Source organism: Henriciella algicola (assembly GCF_003576245.1).
Taxonomy (GTDB): Bacteria; Pseudomonadota; Alphaproteobacteria; order Caulobacterales; family Hyphomonadaceae; genus Henriciella; species Henriciella algicola.
The window spans coordinates 1173159-1199362 of record NZ_QWGA01000003.1; the positions used below are offsets into that span (position 1 = coordinate 1173159).

Here is a 26204-nt window from a genome sequence, read left to right on the forward strand (position 1 = left end):
GAGCTGGCTTGTCGCGCCTAGCTGAGTTCTGAAGATTTGAGAACGCGCGCGCGGGTCAGGATGGCGTTCTCAAGCTGGACGCTGGTGGCGAGGTCCACCGGCGCGTCCGTCCACTGTCCATTATCCTGCACCTGGCGGAAGACGGACACTTTCACACCGTCGGCCCGTAGTCGCGAGTCGAGAATGTAGACAGTCGCTCGGATCCGCTCGTCCTGTGCGTCCGGGAAAGACTTCCAGTCATAATTGATGATGCCGCCAACCGGGTCGGCGGTCGTAAGTGGCAGCGTGTTCAGCGTGTCGAGGCTGGCGCGCCAGAGATACGGGTTCACCCCGCCTTCGAAGCTTTCAGCAACGCTGATATTCTGAGCGCCGTCATTGCCCGAAAACAGGCAGCCTGAGAGAGCGAACACCCCGGTGAGGGCAGCGGCGATCTTTGTGGAAGCCTTCATTACGAATATCCTGTCGGCAATATCTTCTTCACTAGCCGCTCTGTATATCATCTGGGACCGGTCGGGCCAGTGCTGATATGTGCTCGGCAAGAAGCAATCGATTGGACCGCCTCCAGATGAGATCAGCCCTGACCCTGATCGCCGCAATTTCGGCGACCTCGACTATGCCGCAGGCACTCGCCCTGCCCCTCGACATCGAGAGCGATATCGAGGCGGCGACCGTCGTTTCGCTGCTGGAGGATGAGCGGTCCGATAGCGAAGTTGTTCTCTACGAAATCAGCTTTGATACAGAGGCCGAAACCATCCTCCAGAATGGGACCGAACTTGGCGCACGCCTTACGCTTCGCGGTCAGAGAGATCACCCGCTGCGTCCCGGCTTTGCGGGTGATTTCGGGACGGGTCTGCCTGTCGCCGGCGCTTATAGCGGTTTCTCCGGTGGCCCCATTGGCGACGAGACGGGCGCGCGTGGCCGTCTCGAAGCGGCATATCTCCGCGCTGATGGCGGGTATGGCGAACTTCGTATCGGGAAGGACCGCGGCGTCGCGGCGCGATTTTTCGAAGGCGCCCCAAGCGCCCTCACCTATTCTGCCGTCGCGAACCCTTATCTTGATCCCACTGGTCTCAAGATAAACCGCACCAATCACGATGTGACCGGGCCGTCGGCAAAGCTCAGCTATGCCAGCCCGCGCATCCTAGGCCTGCGTGCGGGCATTTCGTACACGCCGGACGCCGACGGACAGAATCTTGATCGCAGCCTTTCCGACGCCGTTGGTCAGCCCGGGCTTTCCGATGTTGTTGAGGCGTCGGCGAACCTGTCGCGCACGCTGCGCTCTTCAGGCACGCGCATCGAAGCGTCGCTCGCCTGGTCGAGTGCCGAGCCAGATGATTTTGCGGGCCTGACCCGCGACCGGATGGAAACCTGGTCACTGGGCGCAAATATCGAGCGCGATGGGACCGAGTTCGGGCTTTCCTGGCTGCAGAGCGACAATGGCTTTGGCGACGCCGACTATTCGGCCTGGGAGGCTGGTGTGGCTCGCGAGTTTGGCGAGACGCGCGTCTCTTTGAACTATGGCGAGGCTGAGGATGACCTCGCGCAACTTTCCTCGGAAGGCTTCAGCCTTGCGGCCAGTCGGGAACTATCAGACGGCTTCGACGTCGCTCTCTCATACCAGAATGAGCAATTGGATACGCCCGGCGGGAACCGCACCAGCAGGGGAGTTGTGGTAGAAATCACACTCCAAGCCGATTTTTTCGAGATGAGCAGGAATTAATGTTCAATTCGCGCGTTCGTTTGATTAAGTAGCCCCGTAACAAAGGTGGCAAATGAAGTATTCTGTAACAGCTCTTGCAGCGCTCGGCGTGTTCGCGGCCCTTCCGGCCACGGCGCAGTCTGAGCCTATTGAGCTGTCGCCGCCGACTGTTTCCGAGACGGAAAAGGCCCAGCCGGACTGGTATCGCCAGTTCACCCTGAGCTCGCCATCTGACGCCACGCCGATCTGGCAGGGCGCACCAAGCAAGGAAGTTCGCCTTGCGTGGATCAAGGGCGACCGCTGGCAGCTGAGCGTCGATATGACGTCCCGTCCTGACGGCTCCCCGCTTGCACGTGAAGAGATGCGTGCTGGCGCAGAATTCCGCATCACGCCGCGCATCAGTGTTGGTGGTGAGCTGACCCTTGGTGCGACGGAGCTTGATGAGTTTGAGCAGCTCCAGAATGAGACGATCGAGACGGGCATCCGCCTGCGCTCTGCTTTCAAGTTCTAGCTTTTAGAGAAGCGCTTCAAACGCCGAAACGCTTGCAAAGCCGCCGAACCGGGCGGCTTTTTCTACATTTGCGGCCGATATTCCACCGAGCGCATAGAGCGGGACGGGCGAGTTGGATGCCGTTGCTGCGAAGCGCGAGAGCCCGATAGGCGTACCTGCGCTCGGGCTGGCGGAAGGAAAGACGGTCGAATAGATGAGCGCATCGACGGGGTAAGCGCGTGCGGCGTGCGATTCGGCCGGTGAGTGGACGCTCATCGTGTGAAGCAGGCCGAGGCTCTGCTTGTGGCGCTGAAGATGCTTCCGCATGCGAAATGGCCAGTGCACGCCGTCGGCGCCGGTTGCGAGCGCGAGATCCGGATCGGCCCCGATCAGCACAACACGCCCTGCCCTCTGGCAGTCGCTGACAATAGCGAAGGCGTCTTCTATCGCATCTGCCTGCCCGAAGTGGCGGATAATGACGCCAATCCCGTCAGGCAGACGGGATGCCACGGCGCGCGCATCCTTTACCCGAGCCGGATCTGTCAGGAAAAAGCCACCCGGCAGCAGGGGCGCGGTGTGCGCCTGCGCGATAGACGCGGCGTTTCGGAACTTGCGGGAGACGGCTGCGGCGTGCTTCATCCCGCCATGCCTAGCACTGACCTATCAAACGATATAGCCGCCAGCCGGGACGACATCCTGAAGCAGCTCGCTTCGGTAGCTGATCACCCGGTTGAACTTGTTGCCGTCTCAAAGAAGCAGCCCGATGAACGCCTTCAGGCGGCGCTCGATTGCGGCCAACGCGTGTTCGGCGAGAACCGGGTTCAGGAAGCGCAGGAACACTGGCAGCACCGGCGAGACATTGAAGGCCTGACCCTTCACCTGATCGGCCCGCTGCAGAGCAACAAGTCCGAAGACGCCGTTGCGTTGTTTGATGTCATCCAGACGGTGGACCGAAAGAAGATCGTCCGCACGCTGAGTGAGGCGGCTGAGAAGCTGAACCGGTTCCCGCATCTCCTCATTCAAGTAAATACGGGTGAGGAAGACCAGAAATCAGGCGTGCTTCCGGCCGATCTGGAAGAACTGATCGATTATACGCGAGCGACTTATCCAGGTGAGCTGAAAGGTCTGATGTCCATCCCGCCCGTGGATGAGCCTGCAGGGCCGCACTTTGCGCTTCTGAAGAAGCTTGCAGACCGGGCGGGCCTGCCCTGGGTGTCGATGGGGATGAGCGCCGATTATGAGCTTGGCGCAAAGCTCGGCGCCACGCATGTCCGCGTTGGCAGTGCCTTCTTTGGAGAGCGCAAAACCGCCTAGCTGGCGCGCAGGATCTCGATGCCTGTGTCCTTGTCGCAATGGGCAAGGAGCAACTGGAGGTCGTCGAAAGCGAGCGCGATGCAGCCTTCCGTCGGCGAATAGTCAGGCTTGGCGATATGCATGAAAATGGCGCTGCCCTTGCCGGGGACGACCGGGTCAGTGTTGTGATCAAGCTGGACGACGATGTCGTACAGATCATCCTCGCGCCACATGACTTCGTGGCTGGCCGGATATGGGCGTTTGACCGCGCAATTATAGAGCGGGTCGCCCGGCTCATCGCACCAGCCATCATCCGGGTGAAGTGGCGTTGCGGGAAGAACGGTCTTGGGTCGGTCGAACTTGTCGGCGCGCCAGAAAACCCGCTTGATCTTCCAGAGACCGATGGGCGAAGCACCATCGCCCTCGGTCTTCTTCGCGGCGTCCACCATGCCGCCTTTGCCGATCGCGCACTGGAAGGTCAGGCCCTGCCCGATAATTTTCCTGTCTGGGGTTACCCGGAAACGTGTCGGCATCTGGCCGCTCCCAAAATCGTGATCATCTAGTTATTCGACGGCGAGTCGGTGTTATGTGTATCGCGTCCCGCCAACGGCCAGCAACCCAGCATCGCTTTTACATGATCAGCACAAAGACACTTCTTCTTGTCGACGATGACGACGAACTTCGCGGCGCGCTCGCAGAGCAGTTCAACCTGCATGACGGCTTTGAGGCGATGGAGGCAGCAAATGCCTCCGAAGCGCTGAAGCTGATTGAGACGCAGCGGTTTGACCTCGTTCTGTTGGATGTAGACATGCCGGACATGGACGGGCGCGAAGCCTGCAAACTGATGCGCCAGCGAGGCCTTCGCGCGCCCGTCGTGATGCTGACGGGCCAGGATAGCGACGCTGACACCATTCTTGGGCTGGAATCCGGCGCGAACGACTATGTCACCAAGCCTTTTAGGTTTTCGGTCCTGCTTGCCCGTGTGCGCGCCCACCTTCGCAGCTTTGAGCAGAGCGAGGACGCGACCTTCACGCTCGGCCCCTATGAGTTTCAGCCGGCGATGAAGCTTCTCGTCACGTCGAGCGACCAGAAAGTGCGGCTGACCGAGAAGGAAACCAATATCCTCAAATATCTATACAGGGCGGGCGGTAAGGCGGTGGCCCGCGAGGAGCTGCTCGCCGAGGTCTGGGGATATAATGCCGCCGTGACGACGCACACGCTGGAGACGCATGTCTACCGGCTGCGCCAGAAGATCGAGCCCGATCCGGCGAATGCCCGCATCCTGATTACCGAAGCGGGCGGATACCGGCTGCAAGCAGGCTAGGCCCGCGACCTAGAAATGGAATGTTGTGCTGACCGGCGCGTGATCGGACGGCTTCCAGCCGCCGCGCCAGCCAAGATGGATGCTGTAGCTCTGAAGGTCTGCGCCGGCCATGGCGGCATCGTTCGCCCAGATATGATCAAGACGGCGGCCACGGTTTGAGGCTGCCCAGTCCTTCGCCCGGTATGACCACCAGGTATAGAGCTTCTGGCCGTCGGCGTGACGCGCGCGCGCGATATCGGTGAACCCGCCTGCCTTGCGCGCCTTCTCCAGCGCCTTCGTCTCAACCGGCGTGTGCGAGACGATCTTCAGAAGCTGCTTGTGCGACCAGACATCGTTCTCATGCGGCGCGACATTGAGATCGCCAACGAGAATGTGCGGCTCTGGCGCATTGGCCGAGGACGCAAAGTCCCGCGCCATGCATTCGAGGAAGTCCAGCTTGTGGGCGAACTTGTCGTTCTTGACCGGGTCCGGTTCATCGCCACCTGCAGGCAGGTAGATATTGTGGATCAGCGCACCCTTGATGCGGGCGGTCTGAACGCGGGCATGGCCTTCGCGGCAGAGCGGATGTGCATCAACGGGTTCAATAGGGTGGCGCGAGACAATAGCGACGCCGTGATGGCCGCCAGACTGGCCGAAGATCTGAAAGTGATTGTACCCGATTTCGCGGAAGGCTTTCTGCGGGAACTGGTCGGTCTGACACTTGATCTCCTGCAGGCAGAGAACGTCAGAGCCTTCCTCTTTGAGGAAAGCCTGCACGTTCGGTGCCCTCAGGCGGACCGAGTTGATGTTCCAAGTGGTGAGTTTGAGCGGCTGCGCTGGCATGTCGCCCGCCTTAGCCGCGCTGCCCGGACCGGTCAACGCGACGACTGGCTAACCTTCGTTGGACGGCTCAGGGATCGGCTCATAGCGAAGCTTTGAGACCTGCAGCGTAACCGACCCGATCGCGTCCGTATCAGCCTGGATCTTCACCGGCATGTAGGTGCCATTGTCCATTGGGGCCATCCACATGCGGAGCGGGCCATCAATCCCGGTCAGCGTCTCTTTGGCGTTGATCTCATCAGCGTCATAGCCAGCGATCTTGTCCATGGAGACATGACACTCATAGGCCTGCCCGCGATAGGCGTCGGTCTTCACCTGTTTGAGGCCTGCATTCTCAAAAGTGAGATGGGTCAGCTGGCGGCCGTCAAAAATCTTCATCGGGCCACCGCACGGATTGCCATCTGCAGGTCGCGGCGTGAAAGCGTGGCCGAGGAAAGCTGTCAGCGGGTCAGCCGCCTCGAGCTTCTGGGCTGGCGTCGCAGGCGGCTCACCGAGATTGCCGAAGGCCGGCGTCGCCGTCATCGCGACATCGTTTGCACCATAAGTCATCTCGACGCGGCGGTTCTTCTTGCCGTCGCGGTTTTGCGAGACATAGGCGTAAGGCTCAAGGTGGTCGTCGCGGACATAGCCGCTGGCCGCAAGGCGCATGTCATAATTGACCAGAATGTCAGCGAGACCTGTCGTCTTCACCACGCCATTGATGGAGTAGGTGTCCGGCTGAAGGTCCATGCGGAAATTGGCGCGGCCCGTGATCGGAATGAACAGCGCCCATGCCGTCGCCTTCACCTCATAGACAAGACGCATTGGTTTGCCGGCCTGAACTTCTCCAAGTGGAGACACCGTGGCCGCAGCCGATGTAGACTGGGCCGAAGACAGACCTGCGGTCGCAAGCGCAACAAGGCTCGTGGCGGCGATCATCTTTTTCATGTAGGAAAGTCCTTAATTCGAGACGTTGGCTCTCACCGTATATAAGTGCATACCAGAACGGCAGCTGAACAGGGGCAACCTGACTTCGCCGCTATAATACCTCAATTTGGCCGTGTGTAACCGGCTGAGCGTGACGGTTGACGTTTGCGTGGCTGGCGCGTATGAGCGCCGCTTCGGATTTGATCTAACACTATTAAGCGAGCGCCCCATGGCACGCCAATGCGAACTTTCAGGCGTCAAGCCGATCGTCGGCCACAAAGTGAGCCACTCGAATGTAAAGACCAAGCGCCGGTTCCTTCCGAACCTGGTGAACGTGACCCTGCGGTCTGAAGCCCTCGGCCGGGACGTGTCCCTGCGCATTGCGGCAAAGACCCTGCGCACGGTCGACAAGCATGGCGGCCTCGACGGCTACCTTGCGAAGTCGAAGGACGACACGCTTTCTGCGAAGGCCCTCAAGATCAAGCGGGACATCGAGAAGCAGGCTGCTGAAGCAAGCGCCTAGGATCTCCTGATCTTCGACAGACTTTAAAAAACGCGCTCCAGACGGGGCGCGTTTTTGTTTGCGTTGATCGCACATATGGGCCAGCCAGAGACAAACCTTCTTTGAGGAGTCCGTCCATGCTGCGACCCGCCGCTATCCTGTCCGCCCTTCTGCTTGCTGCCTGTACGCAGCCTTCACCGACGCCGCCAGCGGCAAATGCGACGGAGCCAACCGAAGCCGACCGCCCGAGCGCGTCGCGGATTTTCTCAAGCGGCACGATCTATACCGGTATTGCTGGCGAGACGGTGGATACGGTGGCCGTTGGCGGCGATGGCCGCATCGTATGGACGGGCTCTGTCGATGACCTCGACGCAGAGGTCGATATCGAAAACGCCGAGTTTGTCTGGCTGAACAACAACTTCATGTATCCGGGCTTCACCGACGCCCACGCGCACCTCAACGGAATCGGTGAGCGAGAGCTGCAGCTTGATCTCGCAAGCGTGGAGTCAATTGCAGAGCTTCTCGAAGTGGTCGCTGCAGAGAATGAAGCGAAGCCGGGTGACGGCCTGCTCTTTGGCCGCGGCTGGCTGGAGACGGGCTGGCCCGAAGGGCGGATGCCGACAGCCGCTGACCTCGACAGCGTGGTCCCGGACCGGCCGGTGATACTTATCCGGGCGGATGGCCACGCGCTGGTCGCCAACTCTGCAGCGCTGGATGCGGTCGGCATCAATGCCGATACCGCTGACACCGAAGGTGGGAAGATCGAGCGCGACGAAGACGGCAGGGCGACGGGCATTCTCATTGACGAAGCCATGAACCTTACGCTTCCGCTCTACCAGGCCCCCGACGCCGACGCCGTTCGTGAGTCCTACATCGTCGGCGCGGCGGAATACGCTTCTCGCGGCTGGACCGGCATTCACAACATGTCAGTCCCGCCGGAAGATGCATCGCTGCTGGCCGAACTCGATGCCGAAAGCCTGATGCCTCTGCGCCTGTGGAACGCTTTCAGCGGCCGACCCGCACAGGCCGAGATGAGCCGGGATATTGCAGCCAACCGGAAATATGAGACCGACACGATCACCAACCGCGCGATCAAATACTATATGGACGGTGCCCTTGGTTCTCGCGGCGCGCTTCTGATCGAGCCCTATTCCGACCGTCCGGACACCTCTGGCCTGTCCCTGCTTTCTCCGGAAGAATTGCAGGAAGCCATGAGCGACGCCGATACCGGGGGCTATCAGCTTGCCATTCACGCCATCGGCGACTTTGGTAATCGCCGCCTGATCGACGGCGCCATCGAGGGCGGGTATGACGCGTCGCATCGCTGGCGGATTGAGCACACCCAGCTCCTGAATCCGTCAGACATTCCCCGTATGGCGGAATCTGGTCTCATCGCATCCATGCAGCCCTCTCATGCTATTGGGGATCTGCACTTTGCGCCGGCGCGCGTCGGTCTGGGGCGTCTGCAGGGCGCCTATGCCTGGCAGTCACTGATGGATGCCGGCGTGCTCGTGGCGGGTGGCTCTGATGCGCCTGTGGAAGTGGGCTCGCCGCTGATCGAATTCTACGCCGCAGTGGCCCGTAAGGACCTCACCGGGTTTACCGGCGAGGGTTGGCATCCTGAAGAGGCGGTCTCGCGGGAAGAGGCGCTGGCCCTGTTCACCTCGAACGCTGCCTACGCCGCCTTCATGGAAGAAGATCTTGGCACCATCGAGCCAGGCAAGATCGCGGACTTTTCCGTCTTTGACCGCGACCTGATGAGCGTGCCGGAAGCTGAAATCCTGGATGCAAATGCAGTGATGACAGTCGTTGGTGGTGAAATCGTCTGGTCTGCGGCGGAGTGACCTTTACCTCACGTCGCACTAGGCGCATGTCATTCGCGTGCTAGAACCCCTTCGTGAGACCCGCGAGACCAATTCGAGGACGATAGTTTATGAGCCTGACCAGCGATACCGATGTTCTGACCGAGCTTGAGCCGACCGTAGAGATCAAGGTCCGTGATGTCTTCGGCATCGACACCGACATGGTCGTGCACGGCTTCGAGACGAAGACCGAATACGTGCCGGAAATCGACGAAGCCTATCGCTTCGACCCGCAGACCACGCTCGCGATCCTGGCGGGCTTTGAACACAATCGCCGTGTCATGGTGCAGGGCTATCACGGCACCGGTAAGTCGACGCATATCGAACAGGTCGCCGCGCGCCTCAACTGGCCGATGATCCGCATCAACCTCGACAGCCATGTCAGCCGTATCGACATGGTCGGCAAGGATGCGATCGTTCTAAAGGAAGGCGTTCAGGTCACCGAATTCCGCGAAGGCATCCTGCCATGGGCACTGCAACGCCCGGTCGCGATCACCTTTGACGAATATGATGCCGGCCGTCCGGACGTGATGTTCGTGATCCAGCGCGTGTTGGAGGCTTCTGGCCGCCTCACGCTGCTCGACCAGAACCGCGTCATTTCGCCAAACCCGTATTTCCGCCTGTTCGCGACGACCAACACGGTCGGTCTCGGCGACACGACGGGCCTCTATCACGGCACCCAGCAGCTCAACCAGGGCCAGATGGACCGCTGGAGCATCGTCACCACGCTCAACTATCTTGAGCATGATGCCGAAGTGGAGATCGTCTCGACCAAGGCAACCGATCTTGACAAGGAGCTCCTGTCCAAGATGGTGCGCCTTGCGGACCTGACGCGGAACGCCTTCATGAACGGCGATATCTCGACCGTGATGAGCCCGCGTACCGTGATCACCTGGGCGGAGAACTACCGCATCTTCGGCGATCTTGGCCATTCCTTCCGGATGACCTTCCTCAACAAGTGCGACGAACTCGAACGCCCGCTCGTGGCAGAGATGTACCAGCGCTGTTTCGGTGAAGACCTGCCGGAAAGCGCGCTGATGGTGCGCGTCGCCTGAAGCTGACCGGCGGGCTGCGGCCCGCCTGCAAAACCCTTCGCAACTGCGATAGCGGGCGCTAAGTGAGGACCATGTCTAACAAGGACGATACGCCCTACGAACTCTTCAAGCAGGCCCTTGCCACGACGGCGAAGGCCATGAGCCAGACGCGCGACGTAGAGACGAGCTTTGTCTCTGAAGCGGGACGGACTGAAGAAAACAGGCTGGTCCTGCAGGCGCCGCCGCGTGAGCTTTCCAAAGAGCAGGCGGCCCGCGCCCGCGGCGAAGCCGATGCCCTTTCCCTGCGCATGGCCCACCATGATGCCGCCGCCCACATGGCCGAGCGCCCGAGCGGCGAGATGGCGCGTCAGGTATACGAGGCTGCAGAGCGTGCCCGTATCGAATCCATCGGCGCCAATGCCATGGACGGCACCGCCGCCAATCTCGATGCCGCCCTCGCGGCGCGATGTGAGAAAGCGGGCTATACCCGCATGCAGGACCGCACCGAGGCACCGATTGCGCCAGCGATTGAGTTCCTGCTGCGTGAAAAGCTGACCGGCCGCAAACTGCCCGCGGAGGCTGAGGGCATCGCCTCGATCTGGCGCGATGAAGTGACGGAACGCGGCGGCAATGCACTGGATGAGCTACTGACCCAGCTCAATGACCAGCGCGCCTTCGCTAAAACCGTCCAGCGCCTGATCAAGGACCTCACCGAAGGTGATGAGGCCGGCGACGAGCAGGAAGACGAGAGCGAGACCGAAAGCGAGGAGGAGTCCGAGCAGCAGGAAACTTCTAGCGACGACTCCGAACAGGGCGACGAGACCGAAGGCTCATCGACCGAGGAGATGGAGGCTGGCGAAAGCGACGATGTCGAAGGCGAAGAAGCGAACGTCTCCGTCGATGCTGACGCCGAAGCTGAAGGCGAGGACGATTACGAAGAGAGCGATGATGGCTCTAAGCCGCTTCGCCCGAACTTCCGCGATGGCGACGACCGGCAGGACTTCTCCTACCGCGTCTTTACGACGGCGCATGATGAGGTCGCTAAGGCAGCCGACCTTTGTGACCCCGAAGAGCTAACGCGGCTTCGCGCCTATCTCGACCACCAGCTGCAATCGCTGCAGGGCGCTGTGTCCAAACTGGCCAACCGCCTGCAGCGCCGCCTCATGGCGCAGCAGAACCGGTCCTGGTCGTTCGATCTCGAAGAAGGCGTTCTGGATACCGCTCGCCTTACCCGGGTTATCACCGACCCGACGGCGCCGCTTTCCTTCAAGCAGGAAGACGACTCCGAATTCCGCGATACGGTTGTCACGCTGCTGCTCGACAATTCCGGCTCCATGCGTGGGCGCCCGATCATGATCGCGGCGCTCTGCGCCGACATTCTTGCGCGCACGCTCGAGCGTTGCGGCGTGAAGGTGGAAATCCTTGGCTTCACAACGAAGGCCTGGAAGGGCGGTCTCGCCCGTGAGGACTGGGTGAAGGCGAACAAGCCTGCGGGTCCGGGCCGTCTCAATGATCTGCGCCACATCATCTACAAGTCTGCCGACGCCCCATGGCGCCGCGCACGCAAGAATCTTGGCCTGATGATGCGTGAAGGCCTGCTGAAAGAGAATATCGACGGCGAGGCGCTTCTCTGGGCGCATGACCGCCTGCTTGGCCGCCCCGAGCAGCGCAAAATCATGATGGTGATCTCTGACGGGGCGCCGGTCGACGATTCCACGCTGAGCGTGAATGTCGGCAACTATCTGGAGCGTCACCTCCGCCAGGTCATTACCGAGATCGAGAATCGTAGCCCGGTTGAGCTGATCGCCATCGGCATCGGGCATGATGTGACGCGTTACTATAAGCGTGCTGTAACGCTGGTGGACGCCGAACAGCTTGGTGGTGCGATCACAGAGCAGCTGGCCAGCCTTTTCGACGAGAAGGACAATCTGCCAGATCAGAAAGCCATGGCCGTGCAGACCCCGAGTGGCAGCATCAGTGGCCGGACCATGTCCAGCGGCGTGTCAGAAACAGCTCGCGGCGGTCCGCGCTATGGCTCGCGTGATGTCAAAGTGACATCAATGCAGGATATTGCTCGCAAGGCCTCCAAAAGCTGATCTCCAGCAGGACGTTAGACATGATCCGGACTTTTCCTCTCGCGGCCAGCCTGCTGGCGCTGGGCCTTGCTGGCTGTAGCTCCAACACGCCTGAAGCGCCTGCCTCGCCGCCAGCGGACCCTTGGGTGTTCGATGCGGCCAGCAGCGATCTCGCTGACCGTTCCTGCACTGAAGGCGAGGGCGAAGGTTTCGCGATGTCCTTCGTGATGCAGGCTGCGCCCGTCGGCCTCGGCCCCGAAGACGCCATTGGCCGCGCATTGACGGGCGTCGAATTCGTGTCGGGCTGGGCACTCGACGCGCCGCTGGCCTCTTTTGGTGGCCTTTCGGGCATGGACATCCTGCCGAATGGCGACCTGCTCGCCGTTTCCGACGCGGGCGCACTGGTTCGCATTCCCTTTGATCAGGCGACGCTTGCGCCGCAGGGACAGGCAACGCTCACCTATCTTCGCGGCGCCGACGGAGAGATCCTGACGGGCAAGTCAGAGGCTGACGCAGAAGGCCTGCACGTCGAAGGCGGCATCGCCTTCATCAGCTTCGAGCGCGATCACCGCGTCGAGGCTTTCGCCTATGAGCGCTGCGGCGGCAACGCACGCGCGGTGCCTGTGGCCAGCATGGGCTCACGTCCGACAGGGCTTGGCCGGTCCATCAGCGACAATTCAGGCGCAGAAGGTCTCGTGCTCAGCGAGGGGAAACTACTGCTCGGTCTTGAGACATTGGCTGGCGGCGATGGCCCTCTGGGTGTCGTGACCGGAGATGGCGGCGTCTCCTTTGCGGGCGCGCCTTGGGTGAAGGCGGACGGCACGCCGCTTGTCGGCCTCGACGCTGCCGGGCCCGAGCTCTATAGCCTGCACCGCGCCTACAACCCGCTGACCCGGCAGAACGCGATTGGCATTCGCGTGCGAGGTGCTGACGGCCAGACGACAACGCTCGCCTTCATGGCTGCGCCGCTCACCCTTGATAACTTTGAGGCCATAGCCGTCCTGCCGTTGGACGATGGCCGGCGCCGCATATTCATCCTGTCAGACGACAATTTCAGCGATAATCAGCGCACGCTGCTCTACGTCTTCGAGACGACGGACCCGGCCTAGTTCTTGATCGCCTCGATAAGGGCGATAGCCTCATACGAATCCCATGCCGCCTCTCCGGACAGGCGGGCGATCTCCGATCCGGTCTCGTCATAGATGACAGTCGTCGGGAACCCGCGGGCGCCGCTCTCATAGACGACCTCCCAGCGTTCTGGCGGGACGAAATAGAAATCAATGACGCCGCCGGTCAGCTCCTGCAGGCGCTGGCGGGCATAATCACGGTCTTCCTCCGCATCGATACTGATCGCGACAACCTGAAAGTTTTCGTCGCCCTTGGACGTCTGCAGCGCGGCAAGCGACGGCATTTCGCGTTCGCACGGCCCGCACCAGGTGGCCCAGAAGTTGACCAGAATGTTGCGGCCCTCAAAGTCCGCCAGCGTCACTTCCTCGCCGTCTGGACCGTCGAACGCGGCGGTTGAGACAGGCTCCCCGCGCTTGGATACGTCCAGTGCGGCAATCGACCCCGTGGCAAGATTGGCGATCTCGTCCTTACTTCCGCCCTTGGAAGTTGCCTGAAGCAATGTCAAAGACACCACGACGAGCCCGATCACGATCAGGGCCGGAATAGCGAATTTTACAAGGCGGGACATGCCGAACCCCTCTTAAGTATCCAGGATGCAGGACATGGTAGATAATCCCTCGAAAGGCCAGCAGATGTGGGGAGGACGCTTTGCCGCGCAACCGTCCGACATCATGCAGTCGATCAACGCGTCGATCGATGTCGACCGGCGCATGGTGCTGCAGGATATCGCAGGCAGCCGCGCCCATGCCGATATGCTGGCAGAGACAGGCATTATCTCTGAAGAGGACAATGTCGCCATTCAGGATGGCCTCGACCAGATCCTCGAAGAGGTTAAGGCCGGCACCTTCCCTTACCGGGTTGAGCTTGAAGACATTCACATGAACATCGAGGCGCGGCTGAAAGAGCTGATCGGCGCGCCAGCGGGGCGCCTGCACACGGCCCGCTCGCGCAATGATCAGGTCGTAACCGGTTTCCGTCTCTGGACGCGCGGCGCCATCGGCGAGGCTGCGCGTGCGCTCAGCGCGCTCCAGCGTATCCTGCTGACCCGCGCTGCTGAGCATGCCGACACGATCATGCCGGGATTCACGCACCTTCAGACCGCCCAGCCTGTCACGCTCGGTCATCACCTGCTCGCCTATGTCGAAATGATCGAGCGCGACAAGGCCCGCCTGCTCGGGGCCGCGTCTCGCGCAAATGAATCGCCGCTGGGCGCAGCCGCACTTGCGGGGACGGGCTTTCCGATCGACCGGGACATGACGGCAGAAGCGCTTGGTTTCGACCGGCCAATGGCGAACTCGCTCGATGCCGTATCGGCCCGCGACTTCGCGCTTGAGGCGCTGGCGGCGCTATCGATTGCGGCAACGCATCTCTCGCGTCTCGCAGAGGAAATCGTCCTCTGGACCAGCGCGCAGTTTGGCTTTGCGCGGCTTTCCGATGAGTGGTCGACCGGCTCGTCCATCATGCCGCAAAAGCGCAACCCGGACGCCGCTGAGCTGATCCGCGCGAAGGCGGCGCTGATCGCTGGGCAATTCGCTAGCCTTCAGGGGGCGGTGAAGGCACTCCCACTGGCCTATGCCAAGGACCTTCAGGACGACAAACGCCTGACCTTCGAGGCCTTCGACACGTTTGATCTCTGCGCCCGCGCCATGGCCGGCATGATGGAGACGATCGCCTTCGACAAGGCGAACATGCGCGCAGCGGCCGCGAAAGGCTATTCCACGGCGACCGACCTTGCCGACTGGCTGGTGCGGGAACTGAAGCTGCCTTTCCGCGATGCTCACCACGTCACAGGGCGCATCGTTGCCATGGCAGAAGCAGACGGTATCGGCCTTGAGGCGCTTTCCTTAAATTCCATGCAGGAAGTCGAACCGCGCCTTACAGACGCCGTCTTTTCCGTGCTAAGCGTCGAAGCGTCTGCCGCAAGCCGTGAAAGCTATGGCGGCACTGCACCTGTCCGCGTGAAGGAGCAGATCGAGCTTTGGAACAAACGTCTGGGCCTGGAGGCCACATCATGATGAAACGACTGACCACGATTGGCCTGTTTGCTGTCGCCGCTGGCATCCTTAGTGGCTGCGGCGTTCGCGGCGATCTGGACCGCCCGCCGCCAATCTTCTCTTCGCCGCCTGACGAAGAGGCACGCCAGCCTGTTGCATCGGCTGTCGAAGTTGCTGCTGCGCCAGCCCGTTCGGAAGACCAGGCCTATTATAATGGCCTCGGTGGTGAGATCCCGAAAGCAGACCCAGAAGCCGATATTGGCGAGACTGGTATGGGTGAAGTCTCGCCGGACTAAGGACGAGCCAGTTGCATCACTTCAATTACAAGAATGGCCGCCTCCACTGTGAGGATGTGGCGCTGGACACGATTGCCGACGATGTCGGCACGCCGGTCTACGTCTATTCGGCTGCGACCCTACGCCGTCATGCGCGCGTGATTGCAGATGCGTTCGACGGGATGAGCTGCCTGATCGCCTATTCAGTAAAGGCGAATGGCAATCTTGGCGTGCTGAAGACACTGGCCGCTGAGGGTTGCGGCGCAGATGTTGTCAGCGGCGGAGAGCTAATGCGCGCCCGCAAAGCCGGGATCCCGGCCAGCAAGATTGTCTTCTCTGGCGTCGGCAAGACCCGAGCCGAGATGCGTCTCGCGCTCGAAGAAGGCATTCACCAGTTCAATATCGAAAGTTCGGCCGAGCTTGGCGTCCTGTCCGAGGTCGCCAAATCGGTCGGCAAGACGGCCAGGGTCGCTGTGCGGGTCAATCCGGATGTCGCCGCTGGCGGTCATCCAAATATCTCCACCGGCAAGTCTGGCGACAAGTTCGGTGTGCCGTGGAATGATGCCCGTACGACATACGCGCAGATTGCAGAGACGGATGGCGTCGAGGCGGTCGGCGTCGATGTCCATATTGGTTCGCAGATTGATGATATCGCACCAATGCGCGCGGCCTTTGAGAAAGTCATGACGCTGGTCAAGGATCTGCGCAATGACGGCCACGACATCCGCCGCGTCGATCTCGGCGGCGGGCTAGGTATCCCTTACAGATCGACGGACAATCCGCCGCCTCCATCCGCCTATGCGCAGATGATCCGCGAAGTGACCGAGGGGATGGGTCTCGAAGTCATACTTGAGCCGGGCCGCGTCATTGCTGGCAATGCAGGCGTGCTTGTGACCGAGGCGCTGTTCGTCAAACCAGCGCCGCAGCGCAACTTCCTGATGGTCGATGCGGGCATGAACGATTTGATGCGCCCTGCCCTCTATCAGGCGCATCATGACATTCTGCCCGTGCGTGAGCGCGGCGCGGATGATGAGAAGGTGCGCTATGACATTGTCGGGCCGATCTGCGAGTCCACCGACAAGTTCGCTGCAGAACGTGACATGCCGTGCATTGAAGGGGGCGACCGTCTGGCTGTAATGTCGGCGGGTGCCTACGGTGCCGTGCTTTCGTCGCAATACAATGCGAGACCTCTTGTCCCGGAAGTTCTGGTCGATGGAGACCGCTACGCCGTCATCCGCAGGCGACCTGACTTCGATGAGATGATCGCACTGGAGAGCATGCCCGATTGGCTGAGCTGAGACGGATCCCCGGACTTGAGCCGAAGATCGCCCGGACCCAAGCGGCGCTCTGGCGGCTGAGTGCGGTCCGCGCATTCTGGCCTCTCGCTGTTTTCGTTACGATTTTCTTCGCCATGGTGCTCACCGGGCTGATCGATGCTGTCAGCGATCAGCTCGCTTCCATTGCACTGCTCATTTTTCTCGCCGGGCTTTTGCCGCTCGTCTGGATTGGCGCGGCGCGCTACCGCCCTCCGGAGCGCGGCGAAGCCATCCGCCTGCTCGACCGCCAATCAGAGCTGCGTCCGCTTTCTGCACTTCAAGACCGTCCTGCCCGCCCCGATGCGAGCGGCGTGGCGCTGTGGCGTGCGCATGAAACGGAACTTACCGATGCCGCGCGCCGCCTGAACGTTCCGGATTTTGGTGCCGAATGGCGCGCCTCAGACCCGCTCTATCTACGTTTCATCCTTCCAACCTTGCTGGCCCTTGCCGCTTTCCTGTCCTTCTCAGTGGCGGGTGAGCGTCTCTCACGCGCCTTCAGCCCTGATATTGGCAGTCTTTTCGGTGCCGAGAATATCCGCATCGAAGCGTGGATCACGCCGCCAGAGCATACCGGCAAACCGCCCGTCTTCCTCGCGTCTGATGCCGCGCCGGTCCGCGTGCCGGCCGGGTCTGAACTGACGGTCCGGGCGCAGGCCCCGTCAGCGCCTAATCTCATTATTGAGGGCGAAGAGGGCCGCGAGCGGGTCCGTTTCAGCAAAACCCCGGAAGGTGCATACGAAGCGCGCGCGATCATCACAGCCGATAGCGAGCTTCGCGTCAGCTGGTGGGGCGAGCGGGCAAGCTGGCTCGTCGAAGCCTCACCGGATAACCCGCCTGCCGTCGAATGGGTCTCCGCGCCTGAGGTCACGCCCACCGACAAGACCGAATTCTCATGGAAGGCGAGTGACGATTACGGCATTGAGCGTCTCGAACTCGTCCTCTTCCGCGTCGATGAGGGCGGCGATGCGCGCGAAGACGCCATCATCGTCCAGCTTCCCGGCCTGTCGCCGAAGGAAGCCGAAGAGATGACCTCGATCGACCTCACCCGGCACCGCTGGGCGGGCCTCGAACTGCGCGGCTTCCTGCGCGCGACCGATGGGGCGGGTCAGTCCACGATGAGCGAGGCAGAAGTCTTCATCCTGCCCGAAAAGCTACTGCTCCAGCCGCTGGCACGGGCCATTCAGGATATTCGCGTCACCATCCTGCGCGAAGATGGCGAATATGAAGTGGCCGAGGCACAAAATCGCGAGAGCCTGGTTCAGGACGAAGTGTTCACTGAAGCGACGCAGCGCATTTCCCGCGCGCCTGCCGGGATCCAGCGCGCGTCCCTGATGATCGACGCGGTTACGTATAAGCCAGAGCGCTATTTCGAGGATGTCAGCGTCTATTTCGGCCTCAGCCATGCCGGGTCCATCCTGCAGGCGGCGAGCTCTACCGATGAAGCTGATGAGACAGAGCCGCTTCTCTGGTCTCTGGCGCTCCGGGCCGAATATGGCAGCGCCGCCGATGCCCTGCGCGCCCTTCAAGCCGCCCGACAGGCATTAGAAGAAGCGCTGCGGGATGGTGCCTCCGAAGCTGAAATCCAGCGCCGCATGGAAGCCTTCAAGCAGGCGGCCCAGAACTATCTCGCGGCCCGTATGGCCGAAGCACTCGCGAACGGTCTCGACAGCCCGCCGAGTGATACGGACAGCGCGCAAGGCGGCGGGTCCGGCATGGGCGGCAGCGACTTTGCCGACATGCTCGATGCGCTGTCTGACCTGACCGAAACCGGCGCGACCGATCAGGCGCGCCAGCTCCTCGCTGACATCACAAACATGCTCGAGAATCTCCAGTTCCAGCAGGGCAATGGCAGCGGCGAAGGCTTTCCAGGAATGCCCGGCGAGCAGGGCGAGAATGACGAGGACATGCCTGACGAAGAGCGTGAGCTTTCCGAGACGCTGCAGGAGCTGTCCGACCTCTTGCGTGAACAGCGCGACCTCAATGACGACACGCTGGCCGAACAGCGCGGCGAACGCCGAAGCCAGCCAGGCCAACAGCCCGGAAACCAGCAACAGGGCGAGCAGGGTGAGTCCGGCTCCCAGCCCGGCGAGCAAGAGGGTAAGGATGGCGGCTCAAGCCGAGGCGGTACGCTGACCGAACGTCAGGCCCGTCTGGGTGACCTCGTTGAAGAGCTCGCCCGTCGGCGTGGCCGCGAAGGGGGTAGCAGCGAGGATGGTACTGGTGCTGGCGGTACGGTTGATGAGGAAACCCTCGAAGCGATTGAGCGCGCCCAGCGCCGCGCCGCTGAGGCGCTCGAAGACGGCAATAATTTCCGGGCTATCCGCAATCAGGACGACGCCACCGACCAGATACGCGATCTTGCCGAGACACTTGCCGGAGAGCTGGATGATCTCAAGCGTGAGCGCCTCGGAGAGGAGTACGGCAATGGCGGCGATCAGGTCGACCCATTTGGCCGTCCGATGGGCGGTACGTCGGACAGCCGTGACGTGAACATTCCAGACGAGGCTGAACGCCAGCGGGCCAAGGATATTCTGGAAGAGCTCCGTCGCCGCTATGGCGACCCAGCCGACGAGGAAGAACGTGACTATCTCGAGCGCCTGCTCGACCGCTTCTGATGGTTCTGCGTTAAGCTTGGGCGCTGCCCCGTCCTTCGACTATGCTCAGAGTGCGGGCGGGGGAAGAGGAACCACCATTGGCGTTACGCTTTCCTTCTCCGCCTGCGGGGAAGATCCCCATCTTTTGACGGGCTCAAAATGAAGGGTGGAAACGATACGGGCGTCACTCCCGATGAGCGATAGCTCATCTGGGAGCCTATCTCCTGACCTCTCGGTCGGTGTGCGATGAGGCGGTAAGAGATGGATCCTCTGACCGCTTCGCGGTCGAGGATGACGCAGGTCGGGCCGTTGGCAGTTGGCGGGTTCATCCTTCGACTTCGCTCAGGATGCGGGGCTAATCGCATGGTTTCTCGCCCGCATGGTGAGCGAAGTCGAACCACGCGGGCGTGGCGTGCCATATCGGTAATTCCTGACCGAATTAGCACATCGCCCTGTCAGGCCGCGCCGGGCCCATCATCTCTGCCGCCACCACCCTTGAAGGTCCGCATCATGAAGATGGGCACAGAGCCACGCTCGGTCACGGCCCAGTCCAGAGGCTGGTCATGCGGCTCGGCGGGCAGCTCGTCCAGCATCTGGGCATGAAAGCCAAGCCCGCAGGCAAAGACACGGCCATCCTCGCGCAGGCCGGAAAGCGTGCGATCATAATGGCCTTTGCCATAGCCAATGCGCACGCCCATGCCGTCAAAAGCCAGTAGCGGCATCAGCACCAGCGTTGGGTCGACCGTATCTGCGCTCTCCAGGGGTTGGCGCAGGCCCATGGGCCCGTCTTCAAGGTCAGTCCCTTGCGACCAGGCGCGAAACGTCATTGAGCCATCTGTCTCAAGACGCGGCAGGGCGAGCTTTGCGCCTTCAGCCTCAAGCCGTTCCATGAGGGGCAGCGGGTCAATCTCGCTGCCGATCGGCAGGTAGCCCGCCACCACGGGACCGTAGCGCTCAAGCAGCTTGAGTGGAAACTTGGATGCGAGTGTTTCGCCCGCATCAGGGTCGCGCGCATGGGCTTCTTCGCGCAAGGTTTTCAGCTCACGCCGGAGGGCGGCTTTCTCGTCCCCGGTGCTCAAACCGTTTCTTCCTGGCCAAGGCCAACCAGCGCCTTTGCATAGGCTTCCGCGCTAAAGGGCTGAAGGTCTTCAGCCTTCTCGCCAACACCGACAAAGTGGATCGGCAGGGCATGTGCTTCGGCAACGGCAACGAGCACGCCGCCCTTTGCCGTGCCATCGAGCTTCGTCATCACGATGCCCGACACTTCAGCCGTATGACGGAAGGCTTCAACCTGGCTCAGCGCGTTCTGACCGACCGTCGCATCAAGCACGAGGATCACGTCATGCGGCGCATCTGGGTCGAGCTTGCGGGTCACGCGGACGATCTTGGCGAGCTCTGACATGAGCTCAGCCTTGTTCTGCAGGCGGCCCGCCGTATCCACGAGAACTAGGTCGAGATCTTCGCGCTGCGCCTTCTCGATGGCCTCATAGACGAGGCCGGCGGCATCAGCGCCTGTCGGCTTGGAGAGAACCGGAATACCGGCCCGCTCACCCCAGACGGTGAGTTGCTCGATGGCGGCGGCGCGGAATGTGTCACCGGCGACCAGCAGCGCCTTGGCGCCCTGCTCTTTCAGCTTTGACGCGATCTTGCCGATCGTCGTGGTCTTGCCAGACCCGTTCACGCCGACAAACAGGACGACACGCGGGCGTGGCCCATCAGCGAAATCCACGACCTGCTCGCGCGGCTTCATGATCGCTTCGATTTCAGAGGCGAGCGCAATGCGGATTTCGTCGTCGCTGATATCCTTGTCGAACCGCGTCTTTGCGAGGTTCGATGTGATCTTCGCAGACACTTTCGCGCCCATATCCGACATGATCAGCAGGTCTTCGAGGTCTTCCAGCGCGTCATCGTCGAGCTTGCGTCCGCCGAACATGCCGGTGAGCCCGGTGCCAAGCTTGGAGGAGGATTTGGAGAGCCCCCCCGACAGCTTGTCGAAGAAGCCCGGGTCGCGGATTTCGGCGTAGGGGTCTGGCTCACCGCGTGCGATGGCGGCCTGGCGCTCTTCTTCCTTGCGGCGCGCTTCCTCGCGAGCGGCCTCGGCGCGGCGGCGCTCTTCAAGGATCTTGAGTTCATTCTCAGCCTTCTGGCGGGCCGCTTCGTCTTCGGCCTCAACGGCTTCGCGCTTCTGGCGCTCTTCCCAGGCCTTGTTGGCTTCGGCGATTGCGGCGTCGATCTTGGCCTGTTCCGCAGCTTTGCGTTCTGCCTCGGCGGCCTCTTCTGCCGCCTTGCGCTCAGCTTCTGCCTTCTCGGCAGCTTCCTTTGCGGCCAGCTCTTCGGCCGACAGTTCCGGCTCGCGCATCTGCGCGCCGGCGTCTTCCAGCTCGACTTTCTTATTTTTCTTTCCGAACCAGAGGATCATGCAGGCTCCGCGATCAGTTTCTGTCCATCCTGAGCGACTATCCGCGCGGGAACGGGGCGTCCAGCCTCAAGCGTGGCAAAACCCGTCAGCGCAACGCGTGAGAAATCGGAAAGTCGCCCGTCAATTTCCAGCTCAACAAGAACATCCCGCACCGCACCGACATGCGTGTCGAGGTGACGGGAGAGGGCGCGCTCACCGACGTCGCGCAGGCGTGCGGCGCGCTCCTTGATGAGAGCCTTCTCAAGCTGCGGCATGCGCGCGGCAGGCGTGCCGGGCCGCGGGCTGTAGGGAAAGACGTGCAGGAAGGCGAGGTTGCAGTCCTCAACGAGGCGCACTGAATTCTCGAACGCGCTTTCGGTCTCTGTCGGGAAGCCTGCGATAATGTCGGCGCCGAGCGCGATATCAGGGCGGATGGCGCGCAGCTTTTGCGCCAGCTCAATTGCATCCTCGCGCGAATGACGCCGCTTCATCCGCTTCAGCATGAGATTGTCACCATGCTGCAGCGAGAGGTGCATGAAGGGCGCAAGGCGCGGGTCGCCAATGGCCTCGAACAGAGCGTCATCCATCTCGATGGCATCAATGGAAGAGATGCGTAGCTGCTGCAGCTCCGGCACCAGTTTCAGGATACGCTGGACGAGGTTGCCAAGCTGAGGCTGACCGGGAAGGTCCGCGCCCCAGCTCGTCAGGTCCACGCCGGTCAGGACGACTTCATAATGGCCGGTCTCGACAAGGCGCCGCACCATCTGGACCACATCGCCTGCAGGAACCGAGCGGGAATTCCCGCGGCCATAGGGAATGATGCAGAAGGTGCAGCGATGGTCGCAGCCATTCTGGACCTGCACATAGGCGCGGGCGCGGCCCTCCATCCCGTCGATAAGGTGCGCAGCCGTTTCCTTCACCGACATAATGTCGTTGACGAGGATCTTCTCACGGCCCTCATTCAGGGCAGGCGAGACCCAGGTTTCGGCCTGCATCTTCTCATGATTGCCAATCACCCGGTCGACTTCCGGCATGGCGGCAAACTCGTCCGGATTGATCTGTGCGGCGCAGCCCGTCACCAGGATGCGGGCGTCCGGATTATCTTTCTTTGCACGGCGGATCGTCTGGCGGGCGCTCCGTACGGCCTCGGACGTCACCGCGCACGTATTGACGATGATGGCGTCTTCCAGACCTGCAGCGTCGGCATGCCCGCGCATCACCTCACTCTCATAGGAGTTGAGGCGGCAGCCGAGCGTGATCACGCGGGCGCGCGAGGCCGAAGCCGTCGGTTTGGGATCTTTCGTTGCCGTCATTGCCAGAATGCCTGTCCAGACCCCGCCACATCGCGCCGAATGCCCAGTAAATCAAGGTTTCGCGGGCAGGCACGGGCTTTTGGCGGCGGCCTACAGCTCGAAACTCATCTCGACTTCCACGGGGCCCGTCATCATGACGCGATTGTCGCTTTCGCGCCATTCAATGATGAGGTCGCCGCCATCAAGGATCATGCGCGCCTTGCGCTCTGTCTTCCCGGCCCGCGCGGCGCAGACCAGCGCAGCACAAGCGCCCGTGCCGCATGCCTTGGTCAGGCCGGCGCCCCGCTCCCAGACACGCAGCCGGATCGTCTCGCGGTCGATGACCTGCGCAAAGCCGACATTGGTGCCTTCTGGAAATAGCGGGTGCCATTCAACCAGTGGGCCGATCTGGGGGATATTGTAGGCGTCCACATCCTCAACGAAGAAGACCGCATGCGGATTGCCCATCGACACGACGGCGGGCTTTGAGAGGTATGGATTGTCCATGGGCCCGATACGCACATCGACGCCGCGCACATCCATCTTCTCGGACAGCGGAATCTCTTCCCAGCCCATGCGCGGCTGTCCCATGTCTACAGTGACAAGGCCATTCTCCGCGCGCCTGCCTTTCAGAAGGTCTGCGGCCGTGCGGATCGAGACAGTGTTTGCGCCCGCCTCTTCGAGCAGGAGGTGGGCGACCGCGCGCGTACCATTGCCGCACGCGCCAACCTCTTCACCGGAGGAATTCCAGATGCGCAGGAAGGCGTCCGATGACGCATCCTTCTCGATCGCCATGACCTGATCGGCCTTCATCTCTGCGGCGATGCTGCGGATCTTGTCTGTATCGGGCGCAAAGGCTTGCTGGCGCGCGTCAAAGACCGCGAACGCATTGCCTGCCCCATTCATCTTCCAGACTTTCATGGCCCGCTATGTAGGCGCGAAAGCCGCGAAGCGAAAGCGCCTGATGTGTCGGCTAGACTTGCCTTGGCAGCTGGTAAGCGAGCACCCAGCCGGAAATCTGGACCAGTGCGGCCGTAATCACGAGGCCATCCATCAGCGCGTGCTGCCAGAAGAAGGACAGGAAGACGACGCCCATACAGGCCCAGTCGACCCGGTCATCACTGATAAGATAGCCGGGAAAGCGGCGCTCGCGGGCAATCTGTTTCAGGGTTATCCCCTGCCACATGCGGTTCATGGTGGGTGGGCCAAACACATCCTGCAGGACGCGCGGGTCCTGAATACCCGTCAGCTCACAAAGGATGCCCGCATCCACCACGCCGCCCTCGACCTGCTGCTTGCGGGTCATCGTGCTCAGCAGGCTGGCGAGCGCAGACAGCAGGATCGCAATGGCGGTCGCGACATAGGCGACGCCATCAAAGCCGGGAACGCCGCCCATATCAGGCCCCTCGCTCAGTGTTTTGTGGTGTGCAGAGGGGTGATCCGGTCATGGCTGCCTATCTGGGGATCGCGGCCCAGTAATCAAAGTCCAGAAGGACATCGGCGTGATACTTGCCGTCCTCGCCCTTGAGCGGGAAATCACTGCATGGATGGTTTTTGGTCGCGACGAGGCGCAGGCGTAGCGCGCCGGTGCCGTCGGAGAGCTCTGCCTTGTCGAGGACTTCTGACCAGGCATAGACGGTGTCGCCCGCAAATAGCGGGCCTGCATGGGTGCCAGCATTGATGGCCAGCATCTGGGCAGCGCTTTCGAGGCCATTGAAAGAGAGAGCGCGCGCAATCGAGATTACAACCCCGCCATAGATGAGGCGCTTGCCAAAGCGGCTGCCCGCCTGCGCATGCGCATCGAAATGGACCTTGGCAGTGTTCTGGTAGAGGCGCGTGGCGGTCTGGTGCTCGGCCTCTTCAACCGTCATGCCATCGACATGGTCGATCTTTTCGCCGACCTGATAGTCGTCATATCGCCAGCTGGATCCGGCGAGCGCACTGTTCCAGTCCGTGTAGTTCGGTGCGACAAGATCAGTCGCGGCGACAGCGTCCGGAAGGTCTGGTGCTGTAACGTTTGGTGCAGGATTGGATGGGTCCTTCTTGTGGACCATGACCCAGCGCACATAAGAGAGAACCGTTTCGCCGCGCTGGTTCTCACCGCGCGTGCGTACCCAGACGACCCCAGTCTTGCCATTGGAGTTTTCCTTGACGCCGATGACTTCGGAGATCGCCGTCAACGTATCGCCCGGATAGACCGTCTTCAGGAATTTGCCATCGGCATAGCCGAGATTGGCGACCGCATTGAGCGAAATGTCCGGCACCGTCTTGCCGAAGACGACATGGAAAGCGAGCAGCGGATCGATCGGAAGGGCGTCAAAGCCGTTCGCCGTCGCGAAGGTCTCGGCCGAATAGAGCGCATGGCGGCTGCCGGTAAGGGCGCGATAAAGCGAGATGTCGCCGGTTGAGACGGTCAGCGGGGTCGCATGGACAAGCTCCATGCCCGGCTTGAAGTCTTCGAAATAGTGGCCCGGATTCGATTTGGTCATGTCGCCCTCTAAGCTTTGCTGAGGGCGCAGCGGCGCGCAGTGCACGCCTGTTCTGGCCCCGTCAATTCATGCGGGGACCAGTTGCACCGGCTAGACCCTTGAGATCAAGGCCGGATCTTGTCCCGGAAGAAGGATGGCGAGAATAATCGCGCCGACCAGGAACAGGCTGATCATCCGGGCATTGCCGCGGCGGATCAGATCGCGAAAGCCATCAGGGCCATAAGCGATGAAGTGCGGCCCGAAGAACAGGGCACCAGCGAGGGCGAGAAACGCGAAGGCGATCAGAATAAGGAAGCTCATAGCCGCCATTGATACCGCAGCTGGTTGAACATCCTTCTCCGAAATTCGATCAAATTTGATCTATTCAGGTAATCTCGAGCAGCTTTTCGATTGGCCGGCCGAGCACCGCCTTGTCGCCCTTGATGCCGATAGGACGCTGGATCAGCTTTGGATTTTCGACCATTGCCTTGAACAGGTCCTCGTCGCTCATCGACGTCGGAATGTCGAATTTCTGGGCGTCCTTGTCGCGCAGGAATTCGCGTGGAGAGACGCCGCCCATTTTCTGCGCGATGTCCTTCAGCTCCGCGACGCTCAGCGCTTCGCCAGCATTCATATATTTGCGAACTTCTGGCTCAATCCCGTTTTCCTGCAGCAGGGCGAGGCCTTTGCGGGAGGTTGAACAGCCCGTGTGGTGGAGAAGTGTGTAGGTCATCG

27 protein-coding genes are annotated in these 26204 nt (G+C 61.5%); 13 read left to right on the top strand and 14 right to left on the bottom strand.

The features are described from left to right. Nucleotides 1-17: 17 nt before the first annotated feature. Nucleotides 18-449: a DUF3576 domain-containing protein gene (locus D1222_RS06250; RefSeq protein ID WP_233348536.1), complete on the bottom strand. Its 432-nt coding sequence runs from the start codon at nt 447-449 to the stop codon at nt 18-20. 116 nt (nt 450-565) lie between these two features. Between D1222_RS06250 and D1222_RS06255 the strand changes: the two genes are divergently transcribed. After that, on the top strand, nt 566-1720 hold the full coding sequence (locus D1222_RS06255) for a porin (protein WP_182481877.1): 1155 nt from the start codon (nt 566-568) through the stop codon (nt 1718-1720). A 52-nt stretch (nt 1721-1772) separates the two neighbouring features. Continuing rightward, nucleotides 1773-2210, top strand: coding sequence for an NtrZ family periplasmic regulatory protein (locus D1222_RS06260; RefSeq protein WP_119453328.1), 438 nt, complete (start codon nt 1773-1775; stop codon nt 2208-2210). A 3-nt stretch (nt 2211-2213) separates the two neighbouring features. On the opposite strand, the gene D1222_RS06265 is transcribed toward D1222_RS06260, so the two are convergent. Further along, entirely contained in the window at nt 2214-2828 is a 615-nt protein-coding gene (locus D1222_RS06265; protein WP_119453329.1) for a thiamine phosphate synthase, read from the bottom strand. A gap of 6 nt (nt 2829-2834) precedes the next feature. On the opposite strand from D1222_RS06265, the gene D1222_RS06270 reads away from it, so the two are divergent. Then, entirely contained in the window at nt 2835-3503 is a 669-nt protein-coding gene (locus D1222_RS06270) for a YggS family pyridoxal phosphate-dependent enzyme (RefSeq protein WP_119453330.1), read from the top strand. Here D1222_RS06270 and D1222_RS06275 read toward each other — a convergent pair. Further along, complete coding sequence (locus D1222_RS06275; protein ID WP_119453331.1) at nt 3500-4015, bottom strand: L,D-transpeptidase family protein; 516 nt, start codon at nt 4013-4015, stop codon at nt 3500-3502. The genes D1222_RS06270 and D1222_RS06275 overlap by 4 nt on opposite strands. 101 nt (nt 4016-4116) lie before the next feature. Between D1222_RS06275 and D1222_RS06280 the strand changes: the two genes are divergently transcribed. Then, nucleotides 4117-4806: a response regulator transcription factor gene (locus D1222_RS06280; protein WP_119453332.1), complete on the top strand. Its 690-nt coding sequence runs from the start codon at nt 4117-4119 to the stop codon at nt 4804-4806. Between the two features lie 9 nt (nt 4807-4815). Here the strand turns inward: D1222_RS06280 and D1222_RS06285 are convergent, their stop codons facing one another. Both D1222_RS06285 and D1222_RS06290 read right to left on the bottom strand, forming a co-directional pair. After that, complete coding sequence (locus D1222_RS06285; protein WP_119453333.1) at nt 4816-5628, bottom strand: exodeoxyribonuclease III; 813 nt, start codon at nt 5626-5628, stop codon at nt 4816-4818. Between the two features lie 48 nt (nt 5629-5676). Beyond that, nucleotides 5677-6552, bottom strand: a complete 876-nt coding sequence (locus D1222_RS06290; RefSeq protein ID WP_119453334.1) for a DUF3108 domain-containing protein — start codon at nt 6550-6552, stop codon at nt 5677-5679. 208 nt (nt 6553-6760) lie between these two features. Between D1222_RS06290 and rpmB the strand changes: the two genes are divergently transcribed. From rpmB to D1222_RS06315, 5 genes are all read left to right on the top strand, one after another. Then, nucleotides 6761-7054: a 50S ribosomal protein L28 gene (gene rpmB, locus D1222_RS06295; protein WP_119453335.1), complete on the top strand. Its 294-nt coding sequence runs from the start codon at nt 6761-6763 to the stop codon at nt 7052-7054. A gap of 116 nt (nt 7055-7170) precedes the next feature. Then, nucleotides 7171-8877: an amidohydrolase gene (locus D1222_RS06300; RefSeq protein ID WP_119453336.1), complete on the top strand. Its 1707-nt coding sequence runs from the start codon at nt 7171-7173 to the stop codon at nt 8875-8877. Nucleotides 8878-8966: 89 nt separating this feature from the next. Beyond that, nucleotides 8967-9950 (top strand): cobaltochelatase subunit CobS, encoded by a 984-nt coding sequence (gene cobS, locus D1222_RS06305; protein ID WP_119453337.1) that lies wholly within the window; start codon nt 8967-8969, stop codon nt 9948-9950. Nucleotides 9951-10021: 71 nt separating this feature from the next. Continuing rightward, complete coding sequence (cobT, locus tag D1222_RS06310) at nt 10022-12025, top strand: cobaltochelatase subunit CobT (RefSeq protein WP_119453338.1); 2004 nt, start codon at nt 10022-10024, stop codon at nt 12023-12025. Nucleotides 12026-12045: 20 nt separating this feature from the next. Continuing rightward, complete coding sequence (locus tag D1222_RS06315) at nt 12046-13113, top strand: esterase-like activity of phytase family protein (RefSeq protein ID WP_119453339.1); 1068 nt, start codon at nt 12046-12048, stop codon at nt 13111-13113. On the opposite strand, the gene D1222_RS06320 is transcribed toward D1222_RS06315, so the two are convergent. Next, the gene (locus tag D1222_RS06320) at nt 13110-13700 is read right to left on the bottom strand and encodes a TlpA family protein disulfide reductase (protein WP_119453340.1); all 591 of its coding nucleotides are present in this window, start codon (nt 13698-13700) and stop codon (nt 13110-13112) included. The genes D1222_RS06315 and D1222_RS06320 overlap by 4 nt on opposite strands. A gap of 34 nt (nt 13701-13734) precedes the next feature. Here D1222_RS06320 and argH point away from each other — a divergent pair, with 34 nt between their 5' ends. From argH to D1222_RS06340, 4 genes are read left to right on the top strand one after another with little or no spacing between them, the layout of a single operon-like run. After that, nucleotides 13735-15147, top strand: coding sequence for an argininosuccinate lyase (argH, locus tag D1222_RS06325; RefSeq protein ID WP_182481878.1), 1413 nt, complete (start codon nt 13735-13737; stop codon nt 15145-15147). Then, nucleotides 15144-15422: an LPS translocon maturation chaperone LptM gene (gene lptM / locus D1222_RS06330; RefSeq protein ID WP_119453342.1), complete on the top strand. Its 279-nt coding sequence runs from the start codon at nt 15144-15146 to the stop codon at nt 15420-15422. The genes argH and lptM overlap by 4 nt, the downstream gene beginning before the upstream one ends. 11 nt (nt 15423-15433) lie before the next feature. Beyond that, on the top strand, nt 15434-16699 hold the full coding sequence (gene lysA, locus D1222_RS06335) for a diaminopimelate decarboxylase (RefSeq protein ID WP_119453343.1): 1266 nt from the start codon (nt 15434-15436) through the stop codon (nt 16697-16699). Next, nucleotides 16687-19332, top strand: a complete 2646-nt coding sequence (locus D1222_RS06340; protein ID WP_119453344.1) for a DUF4175 domain-containing protein — start codon at nt 16687-16689, stop codon at nt 19330-19332. The genes lysA and D1222_RS06340 overlap by 13 nt, the downstream gene beginning before the upstream one ends. A gap of 434 nt (nt 19333-19766) precedes the next feature. Here the strand turns inward: D1222_RS06340 and D1222_RS06345 are convergent, their stop codons facing one another. From D1222_RS06345 to D1222_RS06380, 8 genes are all read right to left on the bottom strand, one after another. Further along, on the bottom strand, nt 19767-20390 hold the full coding sequence (locus D1222_RS06345) for a 5-formyltetrahydrofolate cyclo-ligase (protein ID WP_119453345.1): 624 nt from the start codon (nt 20388-20390) through the stop codon (nt 19767-19769). Continuing rightward, entirely contained in the window at nt 20387-21730 is a 1344-nt protein-coding gene (gene ftsY / locus D1222_RS06350) for a signal recognition particle-docking protein FtsY (RefSeq protein ID WP_119453346.1), read from the bottom strand. The genes D1222_RS06345 and ftsY overlap by 4 nt, the downstream gene beginning before the upstream one ends. Continuing rightward, nucleotides 21727-23022: a tRNA (N(6)-L-threonylcarbamoyladenosine(37)-C(2))-methylthiotransferase MtaB gene (gene mtaB, locus D1222_RS06355; protein ID WP_119453347.1), complete on the bottom strand. Its 1296-nt coding sequence runs from the start codon at nt 23020-23022 to the stop codon at nt 21727-21729. Before mtaB ends, ftsY begins: the two co-directional genes overlap by 4 nt. A gap of 90 nt (nt 23023-23112) precedes the next feature. After that, nucleotides 23113-23922, bottom strand: a complete 810-nt coding sequence (gene dapF / locus D1222_RS06360; protein WP_119453348.1) for a diaminopimelate epimerase — start codon at nt 23920-23922, stop codon at nt 23113-23115. Between the two features lie 52 nt (nt 23923-23974). Continuing rightward, nucleotides 23975-24397, bottom strand: coding sequence for a hypothetical protein (locus tag D1222_RS06365; RefSeq protein WP_119453349.1), 423 nt, complete (start codon nt 24395-24397; stop codon nt 23975-23977). A gap of 58 nt (nt 24398-24455) precedes the next feature. Next, a complete protein-coding gene (locus tag D1222_RS06370) occupies nt 24456-25490 on the bottom strand; it encodes a MaoC family dehydratase (RefSeq protein ID WP_119453350.1) in 1035 nt (344 codons plus the stop codon). A gap of 90 nt (nt 25491-25580) precedes the next feature. Continuing rightward, nucleotides 25581-25790 (bottom strand): hypothetical protein, encoded by a 210-nt coding sequence (locus D1222_RS06375; protein ID WP_147371822.1) that lies wholly within the window; start codon nt 25788-25790, stop codon nt 25581-25583. Nucleotides 25791-25854: 64 nt separating this feature from the next. Continuing rightward, a complete protein-coding gene (locus D1222_RS06380) occupies nt 25855-26202 on the bottom strand; it encodes an ArsC/Spx/MgsR family protein (RefSeq protein WP_119453352.1) in 348 nt (115 codons plus the stop codon). Nucleotides 26203-26204 lie beyond the last annotated feature (2 nt).